Source organism: Streptomyces sp. 130 (assembly GCF_007096885.1).
GTDB lineage: Bacteria > Actinomycetota > Actinomycetes > Streptomycetales > Streptomycetaceae > Streptomyces.
Genome location: NZ_VJNO01000011.1, coordinates 111,064 through 129,927 on the forward strand (window position 1 = coordinate 111,064; position 18,864 = coordinate 129,927).

The 18,864-nt window shown below is 71.2% G+C and carries 17 protein-coding genes; 9 read left to right on the top strand and 8 right to left on the bottom strand.

Features of this window, described 5'->3' with window-relative positions:
- The first annotated feature begins 108 nt into the window (after positions 1–108).
- The 3 genes from FKN01_RS12570 to FKN01_RS12580 all read left to right on the top strand — a co-directional run bounded on the left by FKN01_RS12570 (position 109) and on the right by FKN01_RS12580 (position 3,172).
- Positions 109–1,719: an ATP-binding protein gene (locus FKN01_RS12570; RefSeq protein WP_143619656.1), complete on the top strand. Its 1,611-nt coding sequence runs from the start codon at positions 109–111 to the stop codon at positions 1,717–1,719.
- Positions 1,716–2,390: a response regulator gene (locus FKN01_RS12575; RefSeq protein WP_143619658.1), complete on the top strand. Its 675-nt coding sequence runs from the start codon at positions 1,716–1,718 to the stop codon at positions 2,388–2,390. The genes FKN01_RS12570 and FKN01_RS12575 overlap by 4 nt, the downstream gene beginning before the upstream one ends.
- A 152-nt stretch (positions 2,391–2,542) precedes the next feature.
- On the top strand, positions 2,543–3,172 hold the full coding sequence (locus tag FKN01_RS12580; RefSeq protein WP_143619660.1) for a helix-turn-helix transcriptional regulator: 630 nt from the start codon (positions 2,543–2,545) through the stop codon (positions 3,170–3,172).
- Between the two features lie 49 nt (positions 3,173–3,221).
- Here the strand turns inward: FKN01_RS12580 and FKN01_RS12585 are convergent, their stop codons facing one another.
- On the bottom strand, positions 3,222–4,247 hold the full coding sequence (locus FKN01_RS12585) for an ATP-dependent 6-phosphofructokinase (protein ID WP_143619663.1): 1,026 nt from the start codon (positions 4,245–4,247) through the stop codon (positions 3,222–3,224).
- Positions 4,248–4,513: 266 nt separating this feature from the next.
- Between FKN01_RS12585 and pta the strand changes: the two genes are divergently transcribed.
- The 3 genes from pta to pyk all read left to right on the top strand — a co-directional run bounded on the left by pta (position 4,514) and on the right by pyk (position 9,446).
- Positions 4,514–6,694: a phosphate acetyltransferase gene (gene pta / locus FKN01_RS12590; protein WP_143619665.1), complete on the top strand. Its 2,181-nt coding sequence runs from the start codon at positions 4,514–4,516 to the stop codon at positions 6,692–6,694.
- A gap of 5 nt (positions 6,695–6,699) precedes the next feature.
- Positions 6,700–7,941 carry an acetate kinase gene (locus tag FKN01_RS12595; RefSeq protein WP_143619667.1) on the top strand — a complete coding sequence of 414 codons (1,242 nt, stop codon included), beginning with the start codon at positions 6,700–6,702 and terminating at the stop codon, positions 7,939–7,941.
- Between the two features lie 74 nt (positions 7,942–8,015).
- Positions 8,016–9,446: a pyruvate kinase gene (pyk, locus tag FKN01_RS12600; protein WP_143619669.1), complete on the top strand. Its 1,431-nt coding sequence runs from the start codon at positions 8,016–8,018 to the stop codon at positions 9,444–9,446.
- A gap of 55 nt (positions 9,447–9,501) precedes the next feature.
- Here the strand turns inward: pyk and FKN01_RS12605 are convergent, their stop codons facing one another.
- Together FKN01_RS12605 and FKN01_RS12610 are read right to left on the bottom strand one after the other, a co-directional pair.
- Entirely contained in the window at positions 9,502–10,266 is a 765-nt protein-coding gene (locus FKN01_RS12605; protein ID WP_143619671.1) for a hypothetical protein, read from the bottom strand.
- A complete protein-coding gene (locus tag FKN01_RS12610; protein ID WP_143619673.1) occupies positions 10,250–11,206 on the bottom strand; it encodes a hypothetical protein in 957 nt (318 codons plus the stop codon). Before FKN01_RS12610 ends, FKN01_RS12605 begins: the two co-directional genes overlap by 17 nt.
- Before the next feature lie 445 nt (positions 11,207–11,651).
- Between FKN01_RS12610 and FKN01_RS12620 the strand changes: the two genes are divergently transcribed.
- Positions 11,652–12,248 (top strand): hypothetical protein, encoded by a 597-nt coding sequence (locus tag FKN01_RS12620; protein WP_143619675.1) that lies wholly within the window; start codon positions 11,652–11,654, stop codon positions 12,246–12,248.
- An 88-nt stretch (positions 12,249–12,336) separates the two neighbouring features.
- Here FKN01_RS12620 and FKN01_RS12625 read toward each other — a convergent pair whose 3' ends face one another.
- The 4 genes from FKN01_RS12625 to FKN01_RS12640 all read right to left on the bottom strand — a co-directional run bounded on the left by FKN01_RS12625 (position 12,337) and on the right by FKN01_RS12640 (position 16,552).
- Positions 12,337–13,638 carry a hypothetical protein gene (locus FKN01_RS12625; RefSeq protein ID WP_143619677.1) on the bottom strand — a complete coding sequence of 434 codons (1,302 nt, stop codon included), beginning with the start codon at positions 13,636–13,638 and terminating at the stop codon, positions 12,337–12,339.
- Positions 13,628–14,191: a DUF6114 domain-containing protein gene (locus FKN01_RS12630; protein WP_143619679.1), complete on the bottom strand. Its 564-nt coding sequence runs from the start codon at positions 14,189–14,191 to the stop codon at positions 13,628–13,630. Before FKN01_RS12630 ends, FKN01_RS12625 begins: the two co-directional genes overlap by 11 nt.
- Positions 14,192–14,283: 92 nt before the next feature.
- A complete protein-coding gene (locus FKN01_RS12635; RefSeq protein WP_143619681.1) occupies positions 14,284–14,952 on the bottom strand; it encodes a DUF6230 family protein in 669 nt (222 codons plus the stop codon).
- A 628-nt stretch (positions 14,953–15,580) separates the two neighbouring features.
- Positions 15,581–16,552 carry a tetratricopeptide repeat protein gene (locus FKN01_RS12640; protein WP_143619684.1) on the bottom strand — a complete coding sequence of 324 codons (972 nt, stop codon included), beginning with the start codon at positions 16,550–16,552 and terminating at the stop codon, positions 15,581–15,583.
- Between the two features lie 318 nt (positions 16,553–16,870).
- On the opposite strand from FKN01_RS12640, the gene FKN01_RS12645 reads away from it, so the two are divergent.
- The gene (locus FKN01_RS12645) at positions 16,871–17,500 is read left to right on the top strand and encodes a TetR/AcrR family transcriptional regulator (protein ID WP_143619686.1); all 630 of its coding nucleotides are present in this window, start codon (positions 16,871–16,873) and stop codon (positions 17,498–17,500) included.
- Between the two features lie 91 nt (positions 17,501–17,591).
- Positions 17,592–18,320, top strand: coding sequence for a hypothetical protein (locus FKN01_RS12650; RefSeq protein WP_143619688.1), 729 nt, complete (start codon positions 17,592–17,594; stop codon positions 18,318–18,320).
- A 66-nt stretch (positions 18,321–18,386) separates the two neighbouring features.
- Here FKN01_RS12650 and FKN01_RS12655 read toward each other — a convergent pair whose 3' ends face one another.
- Positions 18,387–18,800 (bottom strand): hypothetical protein, encoded by a 414-nt coding sequence (locus tag FKN01_RS12655; RefSeq protein ID WP_260696863.1) that lies wholly within the window; start codon positions 18,798–18,800, stop codon positions 18,387–18,389.
- Positions 18,801–18,864 lie beyond the last annotated feature (64 nt).

Consider the following 18,864-nt stretch of genomic DNA (forward strand, 5'->3'; position numbering starts at 1 on the left):
TCGTCCCACCCCCGTGCCGGGGGTCCCGGCGACTATCCCGCCAGCTGTGACGGCGGTCACCCTTACGTGCATTTCGTTCATACGTTTTCGGCCAGGCAGACTGAGGGGATGCGTTTTCCCCGTACCCGACCGCGCAGCCTGGCCGGCCAGCTCTTCGCGTGGCAGGTGGTGCTGGTGGCGGCCGTCGTGGTGGGGTGCGCGTTCTTCGCGTACGTCTCCGGGCGCGGCCAGGCCGAGGAGACGGCGGAGCGGCAGGCGCGGGCGGTGGCCCTCTCGGTGGCCGGTGCTCCGTCGGTCCGGGAGGCGATCCGCGGCGACGACCCGTCCGCCGCGCTCCAGCCGTACGCGGAGCGGGTCCGGGAGGACACCGGGATCGCCTTCGTCACGATCATGAGCCCGGCCCGGGTCCGCTGGACGCACCCGGACGCGGACCGGATCGGCGAGACCTTCCTCGGGCACACCGCCCGGGCGCTGCGCGGGGAGACCTTCTCGGAGACGTACACCGGCACGCTCGGGCCCTCGATCCGGGTCGTCACCCCGGTCCGCGACGGCGGCCGGATCACCGGTCTCGTCAGCGCGGGCATCACCGTGGACCGGGTCTCCTCGCAGGTGCGGGCGCAGCTGGGCGCGCTGGCACTGGCGGCCGGCGCGGCCCTGGTGCTCGGCGGGCTCGGCACGTACGTGATCAACGCCCGGCTGCGGCGGCACACGCACGGGATGAACGCGGCGGAGCTGAGCCGGATGCACGACTACCACGAGGCGACCCTGCACGCGGTGCGCGAGGGGCTGCTGATGCTGGACGGGCAGCGCCGGATCGCCCTGGTCAACGACGCGGGCCGGGAACTGCTCGGCCTGGCCCCGGGCGCCGTCGGCCGCCGGGTCGCCGACCTCGATCTGCCGGCCCCGCTGACCGGGGCGCTGCTCGCCTCCGAGGAGCGGGTGGACGAGGTGCACCTGACGGCGGACCGGGTCATCGTCGTCAACACCCGTCCGGTGGTCGGCGGCGAGCGGCGCGGCACCGTGGTGACCCTGCGCGACCACACCGAGCTCCAGGCGCTGTCCGGGGAGCTGGACTCGGAGCGCGGCTTCACCCGGGCGCTGCGCTCCCAGGCGCACGAGGCGGCGAACCGGCTGCACACCGTGGTCTCGCTGATCGAGCTGGGCCGGGCGGACGAGGCGGTGGGCTTCGCCACGGCCGAGCTGGAGCTGGCCCAGGCGCTCACCGACCGGGTGGTGGGCGCGGTCGCCGAACCGGTGCTCGCGGCCCTGCTGCTCGGCAAGGCGGCCCAGGCGAACGAGCGGGGCGTGGAACTGGTGCTCGCCGAGGACAGCCTCATCGACGACGGCGCCCTGCCCGCGTCGCTCCCCGCCCGCGACCTGGTGACCATCCTCGGCAACCTGATCGACAACGCGGTGGACGCGGTGACCCGGGAGGCGGCCGTGCCCGGGCCTCGCGGGCGGGTCACGGTCACCGCGCTCGCCGAAGGGGGCGAACTGCTGCTGCGCGTCGCGGACAACGGGGCCGGGGTGGACCCGGCCCAGGCGGCCGAGGTGTTCCGGGCAGGCTGGTCGACGCACGGCGCGGGGCGCGGCCTCGGCCTGGCCCTGGTCCGGCAGGCGGCACACCGGGGCGGCGGGACGGTGGGCCTGGAGCAGGGGCCGGACGGGGGCGCGGAGTTCACCGTGCGACTGCCGCTGGCGGCGGGGGCGCGGGCGTGATCCAGGTGCTGGTCGTCGAGGACGACCCGGTCGCGGCGGACGCGCACCGGCTGTACGTGGGGCGGGTGCCCGGCTTCGCCGTGGCCGCCGTGGCGCACTCGCGCGCCGAGGCGGTCCGGGCGCTGGAGCGCGCCCCGGTCGACCTGCTGCTCCTCGACCTCTATCTGCCCGACGGGCACGGGCTCCAGCTGCTGCGCTCGCTGCGGGCGGCCGGGCACTCGGCGGACGTGATCGCGGTGACCTCGGCCCGTGACCTGGCCGTGGTCCGGGAGGGCGTCTCGCTGGGCGTCGTGCAGTACGTCCTGAAGCCGTTCACCTTCGCCACGCTGCGCGACCGGCTCGTGCGGTACGCGGAGTTCCGGGCGGCGGCCGGTGAGGCGAGCGGGCAGGACGAGGTGGACCGGGCGCTCGCCGCGCTGCGCGCCCCGGAGCCGGCCCGGCTGCCCAAGGGGCTGAGCGGTCCGACCCTGGAGGCGGTGACCGGGGCGCTGCGGGCGGCCCCGGACGGTCTGACGGCCTCGGCGGCCGGCCAGGAGCTGGGCATCTCGCGCATCACCGCGCGCCGCTATCTGGAGCACCTGGTGACGGTGGGACGGGCGGTGCGCAGTCCGCAGTACGGGCAGGTGGGGCGGCCCGAGCTGCGCTACCGGTGGCGGCCGGAGGGACGCTGAACCACAGGGCGCCCGCTAGGACTTTCCTACGAGCCGTGTTCTCGGGTGAACACACCGTGGTCAACGGGCCCCCGCCTCCCTACGGTGTCCCCGTGCACCCCTCTCCGCCTTTCAACGCCCCCGCCGCGCGAAGACTCCGCGAGGCCCTGGGTATGGCTCCCGGCCATGTCGCCTACGGTCTCGGCGCTCAGTACGGACTGCGGATCACCGCCGAGACGGTGGCCGCCTGGGAACGCGGGCTGGCGCTCCCCTCGGAGTACGAACTCACCGCACTGGCCGGGGTGCTGTGGTGCGCCCCGGGCGAGCTGCTGACGGCCGCGCGCAGCCTGCGCGAGCACCGGGTCTCCCGGGAGCTGTCGCCGGACGAGCTGGCCGCCCGGGTGGGGATGGCCGCCTCCGCTTATCTGCGGATGGAGGAGTCGGGGCGGTGGCGGGGCAACGAGCGCCAGTCCGCCGCGCTGAGCGAGGCGCTGGGGCTGACGCCCGCGGACTTCGTGACGGCGACCGGGCGCGAGGAGGAGCTGGCGGACCTGCTGCGCGGCGCGGTGACGACGCGGTGGCAGGCGTACACCCGGCCGGTGGGGAGGCTGGTGCCGCTGGACCGGCGCCGCCTCCAGGAGGTCCTGGAACGGCTGCACGGCGACTACCAGGCGCTGATGGTCTCCACGCTGAGCTGGAGCAGCGCGGGCACGGACCGGCCGGGCAACACCGGTGAGGAGGGCCGGGCCTTCCTCACCGGGATCGTGCCCCGCTTCTGGGAGACGGCCGGCCCTCCGGCATGACGGGAAAGAGCCCCGCGCCAAAAGACCACAGCCGCCCGGCGTAACCGGCTCAGAAGACCGACTCGGCCTCGTGCATCCGGTCCAGCGGGACCGTCTTGAGCTGGGTGACCGCCTCGGCGAGCGGGACCATCACGATGTCGTTGCCGCGCAGCGCGGTCATCCGGCCGAAGTCGCCGCGGTGGGCCGCCTCCACGGCGTGCCAGCCGAAGCGGGTGGCGAGGACGCGGTCGTACGCGGTCGGCGTCCCGCCGCGCTGGACGTGGCCGAGGATGACCGGGCGGGCCTCCTTGCCGAGCCGCTTCTCCAGCTCGACGGCCAGGCGGTTGCCGATGCCCTGGAACCGCTCGTGCCCGAACTGGTCGATCTCGCCCTTGGCGTACGGCATGGAGCCCTCGGCCGGGTGCGCGCCCTCGGCGACGCAGATGACGGCGAACTTCTTGCCGCGCGCGAAGCGCTCCTCGACCATCTTCACCAGGTCGTCCACCTCGAACTGACGCTCGGGGAGGCAGATGCCGTGGGCACCGCCGGCCATGCCGGACTCCAGCGCGATCCAGCCCGCGTGGCGGCCCATCACCTCGACCACCATCACCCGCTGGTGGGACTCGGCGGTGGTCTTCAGACGGTCTATGGCCTCGGTCGCGACGCCCACGGCGGTGTCGAAACCGAACGTGCGATCGGTGGAGGAGATGTCGTTGTCGATGGTCTTCGGGACGCCGACGACGGGCATCCCGGCGTCCGCGAGCATCCGGGCGGCGGTGAGCGTGCCCTCGCCGCCGATCGGGATCAGCGCGTCCATGCCGTAACGGCGGCTCAGCTCGGCGCAGTTCTCGGCGGCCTCGCGCAGCCGGGCGCGCTCCAGGCGGGCCGAGCCGAGGATGGTGCCGCCGCGGGCGAGGATGCCGCTGACCGCGTTCAGGTCGAGCGGCCGGAAGTGGCCGTCGAGGAGGCCCTTGAAGCCGTCCTCGAAGCCGATGACCTCGTCACCGTGACCGACGACGGCCCGGTGGACGACCGAACGGATCACTGCGTTGAGGCCGGGGCAGTCGCCGCCTGCGGTGAGAACTCCGATGCGCATCCTGTTCCGTCTCCTGCTCGCTGGGCCCGTCCGTTTTCGGCATCCGGAACGGGGGCTTCTTCCGCTTCCCCCGTACCGTGAGTCACGACGAGTGTCCCACGACGGGCGCGCGGCTCGCGCTCGCGGCTGCCCGGGGGCGGCCTGGGGACGCCCTCGCGGGGCAGTCGTCCGGCGGGCGGCCCCTGCGCCCCCACGGGTATCGTCAAACGGGCGATTACCACTCGAACCGGGCACCATACCGGACCAGAGACGACGGGAGGGCACGCGTGACGCGCAGCGTGTACGTGACCGGGATCGACCGGGGGGACGGCCGCCAGGTCGTGGACCTGGGCGTCATGGAGCTGCTGACCCGCCAGGTGGACCGGGTCGGGGTGTTCCGCCCCCTGGTGCACGACGACCCGGACCGGCTGTTCGAGCTGCTGAGGGCCCGCTACCGGCTCTCCCAGGACCCCGGCACGGTCTACGGGATGGACTATCACGAGGCGTCCGCGATCCAGGCCGAGCAGGGCACCGACGAACTCGTCTCCCGGCTGGTCGAGCGCTTCCACCGGGTCGCCGCCGACTACGAGGTGGTGCTCGTCCTCGGCACCGACTTCGCCGCCACCCAGCTCCCCGACGAGCTGGCGCTCAACGCCCGGCTGGCCAACGAGTTCGGCGCCTCGGTGATCGCGGTGGTCGGCGGCAGGGGCCAGGACGCGGAGTCGGTGCGCGCCGAGACCCGCAACGCCTACCGGGCCTACTCGGGGCTCGGCTGCGACGTGCTCTCGATGATCGTGAACCGGGTGGCCCCCGCCGACCGGGACGTCGTCGCGGAACGCCTCGCCGCGACGCTGCCGGTCCCGTGCTCGGTGCTGCCGGACGACCCGGCCCTCTCGGCGCCGACGGTCGCGCAGATCACCTCGGCCCTGGGCGGCACGGTGCTGCTCGGCGACGACTCCGGGCTCGCCCGGGACGCGCTGGACTTCGTCTTCGGCGGCGCGATGCTGCCGAACCTGCTGAAGGCGCTGACCCCGGGGTGCATGGTGGTGACGCCCGGGGACCGGGCGGACCTGGTGGTCGGCTCGCTCGCCGCGCACAGCGCCGGGACGCCGCCGATCGCCGGGGTGCTGCTGACCCTGGGCGAGCGGCCGGGCGAGGAGATCCTCACGCTGGCCGCCCGGCTCGCACCGGGCACCCCGGTCGTCTCGGTGGCCGGCGGCTCCTTCCCCACCGCCGCGGAGCTCTTCGCCCTGGAGGGCAGGCTGAACGCGGCGACCCCGCGCAAGGCGGAGACCGCGCTCGGCCTCTTCGAGCGCCATGTCGACACCGCCGCCCTCCTCGACCGGGTCTCCGTCGCCCGCAGCGGCCGGGTCACCCCGATGATGTTCGAGCACGAGCTGCTGGAGCAGGCGCGCGCGGACCGGCGCCGGGTGGTGCTGCCGGAGGGCACCGAGGAGCGCGTGCTGCGCGCGGCGGACGTGCTGATGCGCCGGGACGTCTGCGACCTCACGCTGCTCGGCGACCCGGACACCATCCGCAAGAAGGCCGCCGACCTCGGCATCGACCTGGCCGAGACCCAGCTCATCGACCCGCAGACTTCAGAGCTGCGCCAGTCGTTCGCCGAGCGGTACGCACAGCTGCGGGCGCACCGCGGGGTGACGGTCGAGCTGGCGTACGACGTGGTCTCGGACGTCAACTACTTCGGCACCCTGATGGTCCAGGAGGGCCTGGCCGACGGGATGGTCTCCGGAGCGGTGCACTCCACGGCGGCGACGATCCGCCCGGCGTTCGAGATCATCAAGACGAAGGGGGCCGAGCGAAGCTCGTCAGGCAGGGCGGCGGCGGGCGATGGGGGGACGAAGGGGGCCGAGCGAAGCTCGTCGGGCAGGGCGGCGGCGGGCGATGGGGGGACCAAGCCGGCCGCGTCGATCGTGTCCTCGGTCTTCTTCATGTGCCTCGCCGACAAGGTGCTGGTGTACGGCGACTGCGCGGTCAACCCGGACCCGGACGCCGAGCAGCTCGCGGACATCGCGGTCCAGTCCGCCGCCACGGCCGCCCGCTTCGGCGTCGACCCCCGGATCGCGATGCTGTCGTACTCGACCGGGACCTCGGGCACCGGCGCCGACGTGGACAAGGTGCGCGAGGCGACGGAACGGGTGCGCGCGAGCCGCCCGGACCTGAGGATCGAGGGCCCCATCCAGTACGACGCGGCGGTCGAGCCGAGCGTGGCCGCGACGAAGCTGCCGGACTCCGAGGTGGCCGGGCAGGCGACGGTCCTGATCTTCCCGGACCTGAACACCGGCAACAACACCTACAAGGCCGTGCAGCGCTCGGCGGGCGCGGTGGCGGTGGGGCCGGTCCTCCAGGGGCTGCGCAAGCCGGTCAACGACCTGTCCCGGGGCGCGCTGGTGCAGGACATCGTGAATACCGTGGCCATCACCGCGATCCAGGCCCAGGACGAGGAGTGACCCGCATGACCACCCCGAACACCGACAACGCGGCGGCGGCCGGGAAGCCGAGCCGGGTGCTCGTCCTCAACTCCGGCTCGTCCTCCGTGAAGTACCAGCTCCTCGACATGGACGACCGGTCCCGGCTGGCGTCCGGGCTCGTCGAGCGGATCGGCGAGGAGACCTCCCGGCTCGTCCACACCCCGCCGGCCGGGGGCGGCGGGGTGCGGGAGCGCGAGGGCCGGATCGCCGGCCACGACGAGGCGCTGAGGGCGGCGGCCGAGGAGCTGGCGGCCGACGGGCTCGGCCTGGACTCCCCCGACCTCGCGGCGATCGGGCACCGGGTGGTGCACGGCGGGCTGCGGTTCACCGAGCCGACCGTGATCACCGACGACGTCCTCAAGGAGATCGAGCGCCTGGTCCCCGTGGCGCCGCTGCACAACCCGGCCAACATCACGGGCATCCGCACCGCCCGGGCGCTGCGCCCGGACCTGCCGCAGGTGGCGGTGTTCGACACGGCGTTCCACACGACGATGCCGGAGTACGCGGCGCGGTACGCGATCGACGTGGAGACGGCCGACGCCCACCGCATCCGCCGCTACGGCTTCCACGGCACCTCCCACGCGTACGTCTCCCGCAGGGCGGCCGAGTTGCTGGGCAAGGAGCCGGCGGACGTCAACGTCATCGTGCTGCACCTCGGCAACGGGGCGTCCGCCTCGGCGGTCGCGGGCGGGCGGTGCGTGGAGACGTCGATGGGCCTGACCCCCTTGGAGGGGCTGGTGATGGGTACCCGCTCCGGGGACATCGATCCGGCCGTCACCTTCCATCTGAAGCGGGTGGCGGGGATGTCGGCGGACGAGATCGACGTCCTGCTCAACAAGAAGAGCGGCCTGGTGGGGCTGTGCGGTGACAACGACATGCGGGAGATCCGGCGCCGGGTGGACGCGGGCGACGAGCGTGCCGCGCTCGCCTTCGACATCTACGTCCACCGGCTGAAGAAGTACATCGGCGCCTATTCGGCGGTCCTCGGCCGGGTGGACGCCGTGGTGTTCACGGCGGGGGTGGGTGAGAACTCCGCCCCGGTACGGGAGGCTGCGATCGCCGGTCTGGAGGAGCTGGGCCTCGCGGTGGACGCCGATCTCAACGCCGTACGGTCCGGCGTGCCGCGGCTGATCTCGCCGGATTACGCGCGGGTCGCGGTCGCCGTGGTGCCTACCGACGAGGAGCTGGAGATCGCCACCCAGACCTTCGCACTGGTCGACAACTGAGCGGCCCCCCGCCCTTTTGTATCTTCCGCCAGCCGGAATATTCCGCAGCGAAACAAACCGATAGGATCCGCCTCATGCGCCGTTCCAAAATCGTCTGCACCCTCGGCCCCGCCGTCGACTCCCACGAGCAGCTCGTCGCTCTGATCGAGGCCGGCATGAGCGTGGCCCGTTTCAACTTCAGTCACGGCTCCCACGCGGAACACCAGGGTCGTTACGACCGGGTCCGCAAGGCCGCCGCCGAGACCGGGCGGGCGGTCGGCGTGCTCGCCGACCTCCAGGGCCCGAAGATCCGCCTGGCGAAGTTCGCCGAGGGTCCGGTCGAGCTGGTCCGCGGGGACGAGTTCGTCATCACCGCCGAGGACGTCCCCGGGGACAAGTCGATCTGCGGGACGACCTACAAGGGCCTGCCCGGCGACGTCGCCAAGGGCGACCCGATCCTGATCAACGACGGCAACGTCGAGCTCAAGGTCGTCTCCGTGGACGGCCCCCGGGTCCACACCATCGTCATCGAGGGCGGGGTGATCTCCGACCACAAGGGGATCAACCTGCCGGGTGCCGCGGTCAACGTCCCGGCCCTGTCCGAGAAGGACGTCGAGGACCTGCGCTTCGCGCTCCGCATGGGCGCCGACCTGGTCGCGCTCTCCTTCGTCCGGGACGCCAACGACATCAAGGACGTCCACAAGGTGATGGACGAGGAGGGCCGCCGGGTCCCCGTCATCGCCAAGGTGGAGAAGCCGCAGGCCGTCGAGCACATGGAGGGCATCGTCATGGCGTTCGACGGTGTGATGGTCGCCCGTGGCGACCTCGCCGTCGAATATCCGCTGGAGAAGGTCCCGATGGTGCAGAAGCGCCTGGTGGAGCTGTGCCGGCGCAACGCCAAGCCGGTGGTCGTGGCGACCCAGATGATGGAGTCGATGATCACCAACTCCCGCCCGACCCGCGCCGAGGCGTCCGACGTCGCCAACGCGATCCTGGACGGCGCGGACGCGGTCATGCTCTCCGCGGAGTCCTCGGTCGGCGCGTACCCGATCGAGACCGTCAAGACCATGTCGAAGATCGTGGTCGCCGCCGAGGAGGAGCTGCTCTCCAAGGGCCTCCAGCCGCTGGTGCCGGGCAAGAAGCCCCGTACCCAGGGCGGTTCGGTGGCGCGCGCGGCCTGCGAGATCGCGGACTTCCTGGGCGGCGAGGCGCTGGTCGCCTTCACCAAGTCCGGTGACACCGCCCGCCGCCTGTCCCGCTACCGGGCCGCGCAGCCGATCCTGGCCTTCACCACGGACGAGTCCACCCGCAACCAGCTGGCCCTCAGCTGGGGCGTCGAGGCCCACGTGGTCCCGCACGTGGACAACACGGACGCGATGGTCGACCTGGTCGACTCGGAGCTGCTGAAGCTGAACCGCTACAACGCCGGCGACACGGTGATCATCACGGCCGGCTCGCCCCCCGGGGTCCCCGGCACCACCAACATGGTCCGCGTCCACCACGTGGGCGGCCAGGACCAGGGCTGACGCCCGGCACGGCCACGGTGCCCCCGGTTCCTCCGGACCGGGGGCACCGCCCTTTTCAGACCGGCGGCAGCAGATCGCTCGCGCTGACGGTGCGGCTCAGCTCGGGATACGCGAAGTCCACCTCGTCGTTCTCGCGGCGCCGCAGCCCGTAGAACGCGCGCGCCTGCTCCTCGTCGGCGAGCGTGAGCGGTACGCCCTGCGGGAGGTACGGCACTCCGGCGCGGAAGCGGAGGACGGTCTTCGACGTCCGGAACGTCAGGCCCAGCCACTCGTTGTCCCCGGCCCGTCCGGCCGGGTCCGCGACGATCCGGTGCCGCAGCCGCCGGTTCGCCGCCACGGAGAAGGCGACCACGCCGTTGTGGACGAGCGGGATCTCCAGCACCCCGGCGCCCGGGTCCTCCTTCGACTCGAAGACCAGCTTCCGGCGCGGGTCCGCATCCGGGTCCCGGTAGCAGGAGAAGACGGCGATGCAGGAATCACCGGCCAGGTCGAGCGCCTGGTCGCAGTGGCGGCCCATCGTGGTGCAAGCGCTCGTGTAGCGCTCGGCCAGCGCGTTGTCGAAGGCGGCCGGGAGCCCCGCCCGCTCCCGTACCTCCCGGGCCAGCCGCTCGTGCACCTCCCGGAAGCGCAGCGCGGGACGCGCGTACCGCGTCGTCGTCCGTACGAGCGGCACACCGCCGTCCGCGTCCGGCCTGGTGAGCACGGCGGCCTTGCGGCCCTTGCCGACGTCCTCCATGGGCGTGGCCGCGCACAGCTCGGCGAAGCGGTCCGCCGCCGCCGGCAGCGAGCACCGGACGATGTCCTCAGATCCGGGGAGCACGGTAGTCCCCCGCGTTCATGCTGAACCGGAACCGGTCGCCGTAGTCGATGAACGACGTGGACCGGTTCTCCTCGGCGTACAGCGCGCGCAGCTCCGCCATTCCCGCCTCGGTGGGCTGCTCCAGCTCCACGGGCCCCGCGGCGCCCTTGAGGTACGTACGGCCGTCCCGGTGCACGGCTTCGGTGCTGGAGCAGCGCACCACGTATCCCAGGCGGGTCGGCAGGTACTCGGCGTTCAGCGTGGAGGGCCGGACCTCGTGCGTGTACAGCCGGTTGGTGGACAGCGGCATGAAGAACACGGACCCGGGGTGGAGCGTCAGCGTGAACTGCGCGGGCCGGTCGTCGCGTTCGGCGGCCGGGTCCTTGAGCCGGAAGCGGAGCCGGGTGAGCGCGCTGGCGCGCCCCACGCCGTAGTCGTAGGGGTCGTCGGCCATCGGGCTCAGCCCGTCGAGCCGGTCGTAGAAGGTGCAGAAGGCCATGATGCCGTTGCGGGGCATGTCCTTGGTCTTGTCGGCGTGCGACGAGATCCGGGCCTTGGTCTGCTTCCGCTCCGTGGTGGCAGGGGTGTTGTGGTACGTCTGCGCCAGCACGTGGTTCAGCGGCGCGTGGCCCCGGAAGACGGTGGCCGCTTCGCGGTTCAGCGCGTCGACGATCTCCGTGTCGGTCGCGCGGAAGTTCTCGGTCGGCCCGGACAGGTTCGTGGAGCACCGGAGCAGCCGGAAGTGCAGCGCGTCCCCGTCACGGGTGACGGGCGTGAGGTAGATGCCGGTGCGGTGGGCCGTGCCGGCCTTCGTGGACTCCGTCAGCGACTGGAACGCGTGCTCGGCACGGATGCGCCGGAAGTGGTCCTCGTCCGGCGCGAAGAACCTCGGGTGATACACCCCGCCGCCGAGGCCGGCCCCCGCCTCGGTACGCGCTTCCCCCGGCTGTACCGCGTACATCGAACTCATCCGTCCCCCACATGCAAACCTCGGCCGAGCCCGGCAACGGCCCGCACCCGGTGGGGTGTCGGGCCGCCGCCATGCTAACGAGAGGCGCCAGGCGCGGTCCTCCCGCGGGCGTCAGGAGAACATGACACGGTAGATGTCGTAATCTCGCCCGGAGTCAGTACTCAGCACGTTCCGCCACGGGACCGACCGACTGCGGGTGCGTAACGGAACGATCCGGACGGTGGCAGCGCTCCGGAGCAAGATCGGCTTGACGAACCAGCAGGTCTACGACCTGACCGTCGACAACTTGCACACGTTCTGCAGAAGACGCTGAGAGGCTCACCATTATCCCGAAAAGGGCGAAGGGGCATAAATGCGGATATTACGCCTACACGGGGTATCCGCAGTGAGGGCGTCGATGCATCGGTCAACTGAATTCACTTTCGGCCTCCCATGGGTGGTGAGCTTCTTCCATCAGGACTGGAGGCTCGACGCGTCAACGGAAGCCGATGCCGTCGCCGGTCAGTTCGTGGAGGAGCTGGAGCCGCAAGCGGTACTGCTGGTACGCCGCGATGCGCAACTGCTCCACGAGCGGCTTCCCGCCGAGCGGATCACCACCCTGTGGAATGGATGCGTGGAGAGCGGGGAGCGCTTCTTCCGCAACAGCCGGCTCGCCGACGGTGCCGAATGGATGCGGCAGGTGATCGCGGTGTGCGACGAATGGATCCTCCGCCATCCGCATACGGTGACTCTTTCCGAGGCGGACCAGTACGAGGGCCGGGAATTGGACGGCCGGGTTCGGAGCGCGATCGCGGAATTCGAGGACTGGTTCGACCGGGGGATGGTCCAGGCGCTCATCGAGTGCGTCGAGCTCTGCACCCCTGACCTTGCCTTCCGGCTGCTTCTTCAGGCATTGCCCAGAGCAAGCGCGGCGTCTTCTCCGGACTACCTGGAGCTGTCGAAACAGCAGTACGCACGGCTGGCTTCCCTGGGACGGGAGTTCCGGTACGGCGCCTATGTCGTGAGCGACGTCGAATATCTCGCACGCGCGTAACCGCGGCACCGAGAAGCACCACCGCAGGAAAGGCTGTGGGCCGCACCCCGGGGTGCGGCCCACAGCCTTCGTGCGAATCCCGGACGCGTCAGGCGTCGTCCTGGGTGAAGTAGTTGTGCAGTCCCGGGACGGTCAGCGTGCCGCCGAACTGGCCGGCCTGGGTGACCTTGACGTGGGTGAAGAACGCGAACGGGACGTTCAGCGGGGGCGGGGTCTCAGGGCTGAAGGTGATCGGAAGGAAGCCGAAGAGGTTGCCCTTCAGCTCCTCGGTGTACATGGTCACCGTGCCGTGGCGGATCGTGGAGGTGGAGCCCTTCCGCGCCTGCACGTGGCCCGTGGTGCCCGGCATCGGGCCGACCGTCAGCTGGTGCAGGTCCTTGATGTCGATCGAGGTCGCGGTGAACTTCAGCACCTTCTTGGTGGCGCCGTCGCCCGTCCGTACCTCCACGATGCCCTTGTAGTCGAGCCCGTTCAGGGTGAGCAGCGAGCTTTCCAGAATCCACGGGTCGGTGGGCAGGTTCGGGATGCCCGGCTCCAGCTTCGCGTTGGCCAGGGCCTCCGGGTCCGGGGTCGGGCACGGGAACGGTTCCTTGGCGCCGTCCGGGATGTCCTCGTCCTTCTTGGCTTCGGTGCCCTTGACGTCCTCGTCCAGCTCCTCGACCGTCCGGCCCGCCTTGCCGGCCGCTTCGCGGATGGCCTCGGTGGTTTCGCCGACGGTGTCGGTGGTGTCCTTCACCGCGTCCTTCGCCGCGTCGGTGGCCTTGTCCGCGGACTCGTCCTCACTGTCCGCGGACGCGGTCGGCTTCGGGGACGCCGTGGTGGGACTCGGGGACGGGCTCGCCGTCTCCTTGTCGTCCGGGCCGTCGAAGAGGTCCTTGAGCGCGTCGCCGAGGCCCAGCGGGTCGAGCGGGTTCTTCGTCTTCGTGGGCGACGGGGTGGCCGCCGGCGTCTCGGCCGGGGCGGCGTCGGTGCTCTTCGCGGCGTCGGTGCTCTTCGCGGTGTCGTCCGCCGTGCCCGTGGCCGTGGGCTTCGGGGTCGCCTCGCCGGTCGTCCCCGGCGTCGGCTTCGCGCTCTCGCTCGTGGACGGCGACGGCGTCTTCGACGCGGAGGGCGTCGGGTCCGCCGACTCGCTCGGCTCGTCGGAGCGCGTGACGCAGGGGCCGGGCGCGAAGGGGATGTCCGTGGTGTCGTCGGCCATCGCCAGCCGGGGCGTGAGGCCCATCCCGACGAAGACCGCCGTCGGCATCGCGGCGAGCGCGAACGCCTTCTTGCCCGCGGGCATGTGGAGCTTCGTCAGCAGCGACTTCCTGGGGGCGGCGTGGCGGGGGCCCCTGCGTTCCCGGGTGCCGCCCTCGTCCGCGCGGTTCACCTGCTCGTCGTCACCCCGCACGGTGCCTCCCGCCCTCGGACTCGACCGTGGTGTCGTACGGGGCCGGCTGCTCGGGAACACCCGCCCCGTGGAGCGCGCCCTCGGGGAGCGATTCGTCGTTCGCGAACGTGACGGTCTCCGGGGTCTCATCGGCGGCGGGCTCCTCGGCCGCCGGTGGTTCGCCCGGGGCCCAGGACACGGAGAGCGCGCCACCGAGCAGGGCGAAGACGAAGCCGATGACGAAGCCGCCGATGTTGGCTACGGGTATCGAGATGAGGGCCAGCAGAATCGCCGCGACTCCGGCGAACACGCGGACGATGCTGTGGAACCACATCGTCAGGCCCAGCGTGACGAGCAGGACACCGATGATCAGCGAACCGGCGCCGGCCGTGGTGGACATCGCCAGCGTCATGTTGCCGAGGTGCATGTTCGCGTACGGGAAGTACATGATGGGCACGCCGCCCAGCATGGTGAACAGTCCGGCCCAGAACGGCCGGTCACCCCGCCAGGTGCGGAAGCCTCGCCGGGCGACGGAGAGGTAGTGCGCGTTCTGCCCTTGGGATTCGGGGCTCATGGAAAACAGCTCCCTGGAACCGGTACTGCTGTGAGAAGGAGAGGGGTGGGCGAGCGGGTACGCGAAGCGCCCCCGCCCGCCCGGGCGAGTGCTTAGTAGCACTCCACGCCGGCGCCGGAGCCCCTGTGAAGGCGCAGCTTCAGACCGCTGAGGTTGAAGGTGCCGGCCGTCGTGGCCCACGCCTTCTGGCGGACGCCGGTCAGCACGGCCTTTTCGGCGCGCTGGGAGAACCCGTTGGGGTCGGCCTTGGTGCCGGGCTGAATGCCGATGCTGCCCGGCTTGTCCGTCTTCAGCGAACCGGCGGCGACACCGATGTCGATGTTCTTGAACTTGGCGTCGCCGTCGAGCTCCGACACGTCGAGGTAGAGGTCCTTGGCGTAGACAGCCTTGTGTCCGTCGCCACCCGCCTCCAGCTTCAGGGTGATGTCTCCGAGGCCGAACGGCAGCTTCGGCGTGACGACCGACTGGCACATGTTCGTGATGTATGCCTTGCTGAAGCCGGACACGGCCACAGCGTGTCCCTTGCCATCAGCAACCTTGGGGTCGGCACCCTGCTCGGTGGCCACACTGCCGTACTGCACGAAGTCGTAGCCCACGAGCTGGCCGGCCTTGACCTTGAACTCCTGCCCCGACACGCTGAACGACGCGGCGAGCGCGCCCTGCGCCAGGCCCACGCCGACGGCGGCGGTGGCTATGACGCTCGGCACCATGACGACAGCGAAACGCTTCCATCTCGTGCCACCGCGAACCTGGGAACTCATACTTTTCCTCCTTCTCGGACGTACATCTCCGGTCAGGCATCCTGCCCGACCTGGGATGGGAGAAGTGCTACGTCCTCGGAAAGGAGAGCGCCCGGATACGGAGGCTGTACCGCGTCCGCATCACCGGCGATCACCCCCGAGCGACAACCACTGGTCACGCGTGTACGCGACCTGATCGGACAGGCCCTGCCGGCCGGCAGGAACCCCCCTGTCCGGAGCCGGCGCCACTGGCCGCCGGCCCGCCCGGTGGGGACCCAACGGAGCCGCCGCTCCCGGCTGGCTGCCGGACTGGCGTGATTGGACCGAGCGTGGCCGATCGTGGTCCATTCCCGGCCGGGACACAAGGGGGTTCGTTACTCGCTGGTAATGCCCCCATAACCGGGCCACGACCCGCCGGCACCGGGCGGCCACACAGGGTTGCCCCGGACCAACGGACGAAAGGGAGGAAGGCTGAGCGAAACGGGACGGATCCCAAGGATCGATTTACTGCGAGTAACAGGCCGTGCTTTTATCAAGATTTGGTAAAGCAGGGCCCACTCTTATCGCCCGGTCGCGAAAACGGCCGCGGCGCCCGGAGGCCGCCGCGGCCGTGTTGTCAGTTCAGAACAATCGGATCGGACAGACCGGATCAGAACAGGACGCGCGCCAGCGCGGTACGCGCGGCACCGACCCGCGGGTCCTCCGGGCCGATCACCTCGAAGAGGTCGAGCAGCCTCAGCCGCACCCGGTCGCGGTCCTCGCCGAACGTCCGGCGCACGGTCTCGACCAGCCGGCCGAAGGCGTCCTCCACATGGCCGCCGACGAGGTCGAGGTCGGCCGCCGCCATCTGCGCGTCCGCGTCGGCCGGCTTCTCCGCCGCGTCCGTCCGCACCTTCTGCGGGTCCGTCGCCTGGACCCGGCCCAGCAGCTCGGCCTGGGCCAGGCCCAGCTTCGCCTCGGTGTTCGCCGGGTCGTCGGACAGCACGTTCTTGTACGCCTGGACGGCGCCCGCGAAGTCGTTGGCGTCGAGCGCCCGCGCGGCCGCCTCCAGGAGCGAGTCGTACGGGCCGGGCGGGGCCGGGGCCGCCGCCTGCGGCTCACCGGCGGCCGACGGGTCGACCGCGATGCCGGTGAGGCCGAAACGCTCCTCGCCGACCTGGATCAGCTGGTCCAGGGTCTGCCGGATCTGGGCCTCCGGGGCCGCGCCCTGGAAGAGCGGCAGCGCCTGACCGGCGACGACCGCGAAGACCGCGGGGATGCCCTGGATGCCGAACTGCTGCATCAGCATCTGGTTGGCGTCGACATCGACCTTGGCCAGCAGGAAGCGGCCGTTGTACTCGTGGGCCAAGCGTTCCAGGAGCGGGCCCAGCTGCTTGCACGGCTCGCACCACTCGGCCCAGAAGTCGATGACGACGGGCACTTCGGCGGAGCGCTGGAGGACGTCGTGCTCGAAGCCCGCCTCGTTGACGTCGATCACGAGGGAGGAGGCGGGGACGGCCGCCGGGCCGCCCTGCCGCGCGGACTCGGCGCGCGCCTGCTCCGCCTTCGCCTTGGCCTCTCCGGCCGCCTTCACCGCGGCGAGGTCGACCACGCCGCTCATGGACATGTTTCTGGGCTGCATGCGTACATCCTCCCCCTTCGGTGCGCCGTTCCGGAAAGCGATACGAGAACCGCGCCCGTCCGCGGTCCCCGCCGGTGTGCGGGGTGGACGGACAGACACGGTCGCGGGGCCCCTGAAAGACCCGGTTCGGCGCCCGGTCCCCACCCGGCGCCTGTGGCTGTCGTTCGTTCGTGGCGCCCGCGACGGCCCGGACCGTCGCCTTACGCTACGACCCGTAGCGTAACTGGCCAGACCCCCTCGCACACAAGGGCGTTCGGTGATCTGTCTCACGGCGAACGAGGTCGGTCTGATTTACCTACTGGCGGGTATGGTCTCGGCATGCTCAGCCGCAGCCACCCCAAACCCGCACGATCGGGACGCCCGCGCAGCGCCGAGGCCGACGAGGCGATCCTGGAGGCGACCAGAGCCTCACTCGTGGATCTCGGCTGGTCGAAGCTGACCATGGGTGACGTGGCGACGCGCGCCGGGGTCGCGAAGACGACCCTGTACCGGCGCTGGGCGGGCAAGAACGAGCTGGTCGTGGACGCGGTCGCGGTGCTCTTCGACGAGCTGGAGATGCCGGACCTGGGCAGCCTGGCCGCCGATGTGGAGGCGGTCGTGCTGCAGTTCGCGGCCCTGCTCGACCGGCCGGAGACCCGGACCGCGCTGATGGCGGTGGTCGCCGAGTCGACGCGGGACGAGGCGCTGCGGGCCCGTATCCGCGACTCGATCGTCAACCGGCAGAAGCGGCTCGTCCTCCAGGGGCGGCGGCGGGCGCAGGAGCGCGGCGAGCTGCCCGTCGAACCGGACGGCGCGACGGCGGACCTGACGGCGGACCTGATCTTCGATGTGATCGCCGGCGCGGTGGTGCACCGGACACTGGTGAGCGCCGAGCCCGTCGATGCCGACTGGGCCCGGCGCTTCACGCTGCTGCTGCTGGCGGGGCTGGGCGCGGCCGCCGCCGGTTGATCTCAAATTGTGACGAGAGGGAGTTCCTGGCGACAGTAAGATCATTTTCGCTTTGCTTCGCCCGCGAGAGACGCCAGGAAAGAACAACGACATGAGACTGCATAGGGCCCTCCCGATCGTCGCCGTTTTGTCGGCCCTGCTGGTGACATCCGCGTGCAGCGGCGAATCGGCGGATTCCGGAAAAGGGAAGCCCAAGGCGACCGAAGCCCGGAGCGCCGAGGAGAAGGAAGCCGCGGAGGCCGAGCGGCTCGGTGCCCTGGACACCAAGCACCTGGAAAAAGTGACCGTCACGGGAAAGGTCAAGGGCGTCGAGGCCAAGAAGGTGGCCAAGGCGGAGGTCGAGGCCGGGCGGGGCATGAAGGCGGACAAGAAGGAATGCCAGCCGCTCGCCAGCCTCATCGGCGGTTTCACGCACATTCCGGCCGTGAGTGAGACGCACCGCTCCCTCACACCGATCGAGGCGACCGACGCGACGGTGGGCTCGATGTGGCTCGCCTCGCACTCCGAGAAGAACGCCGTCCAGGTGATGAAGGACCTGCGGAAGGCGGTCACCGCGTGCCCCAAGGGATTCCACACGCTGGGCCTGGCGTACGGCAAGGTGGAGAAGCTGCCCGCGAGGGACTTCGGCGACGAGAGCGTCGACTACCGGATCACGGGTGACGTCGGCAAGCAGAAGGTGCCGATGACGTACACGGTGGTGCGCAGCGGTGGTGTGATCGCCGTCTTCTACGGGGTGAACATGCTGGACGAGAAGAAGGCGGCGATTCCGAAGGCGCTCGTGCAGGCGCAGCTCGACCGGATCGGCAACGTCACGGACTGACAGCGGCGGTCCGCCCGGGGCGGTGCCGCGCCCGCGCCCGGGCGAGCCGCGACACCTTCTCCGACGTCACCCCACGACCCGGATCAGGTAGGGACTCATGTCGTCATCGGCGTCTTCGGCGCGGAGTCCGGCGGATTCGAGAATCGCGAGCAATGTGGCGTGCATGTGCTTCGTCACGAAACCGTAGTGCTGGAATTCCGCCGATCCGACATCCCCGCGCTGCGCACTCTCCACCGCGGCACGGCTCAGCGCCGGATCGATGAGCCACCGGACGAAGACCCCGCCCCCGGAGTCCGCGGTCGGGTCGGCCCAGACCAGGGCGCCTCGGGCGCCGGACGGCTCGTTCACGTCCCGGTGCACGGCAAAGCCGGCCAGCGTCAGCGATTCGGCCGCCCTGTCGGCCAGCCCGTCCCTTTCGGCGGCCTCCGCCTCGCTCACCTTTTCGACTTCGAACATTTCCGTTTGCCACCATTTCGACATGTAGTTGCTTGGAGGGGTGGGGGGGGGGGGGGTGGGGGGGCCCCCCCCCCCCCCCCCTCTCCCC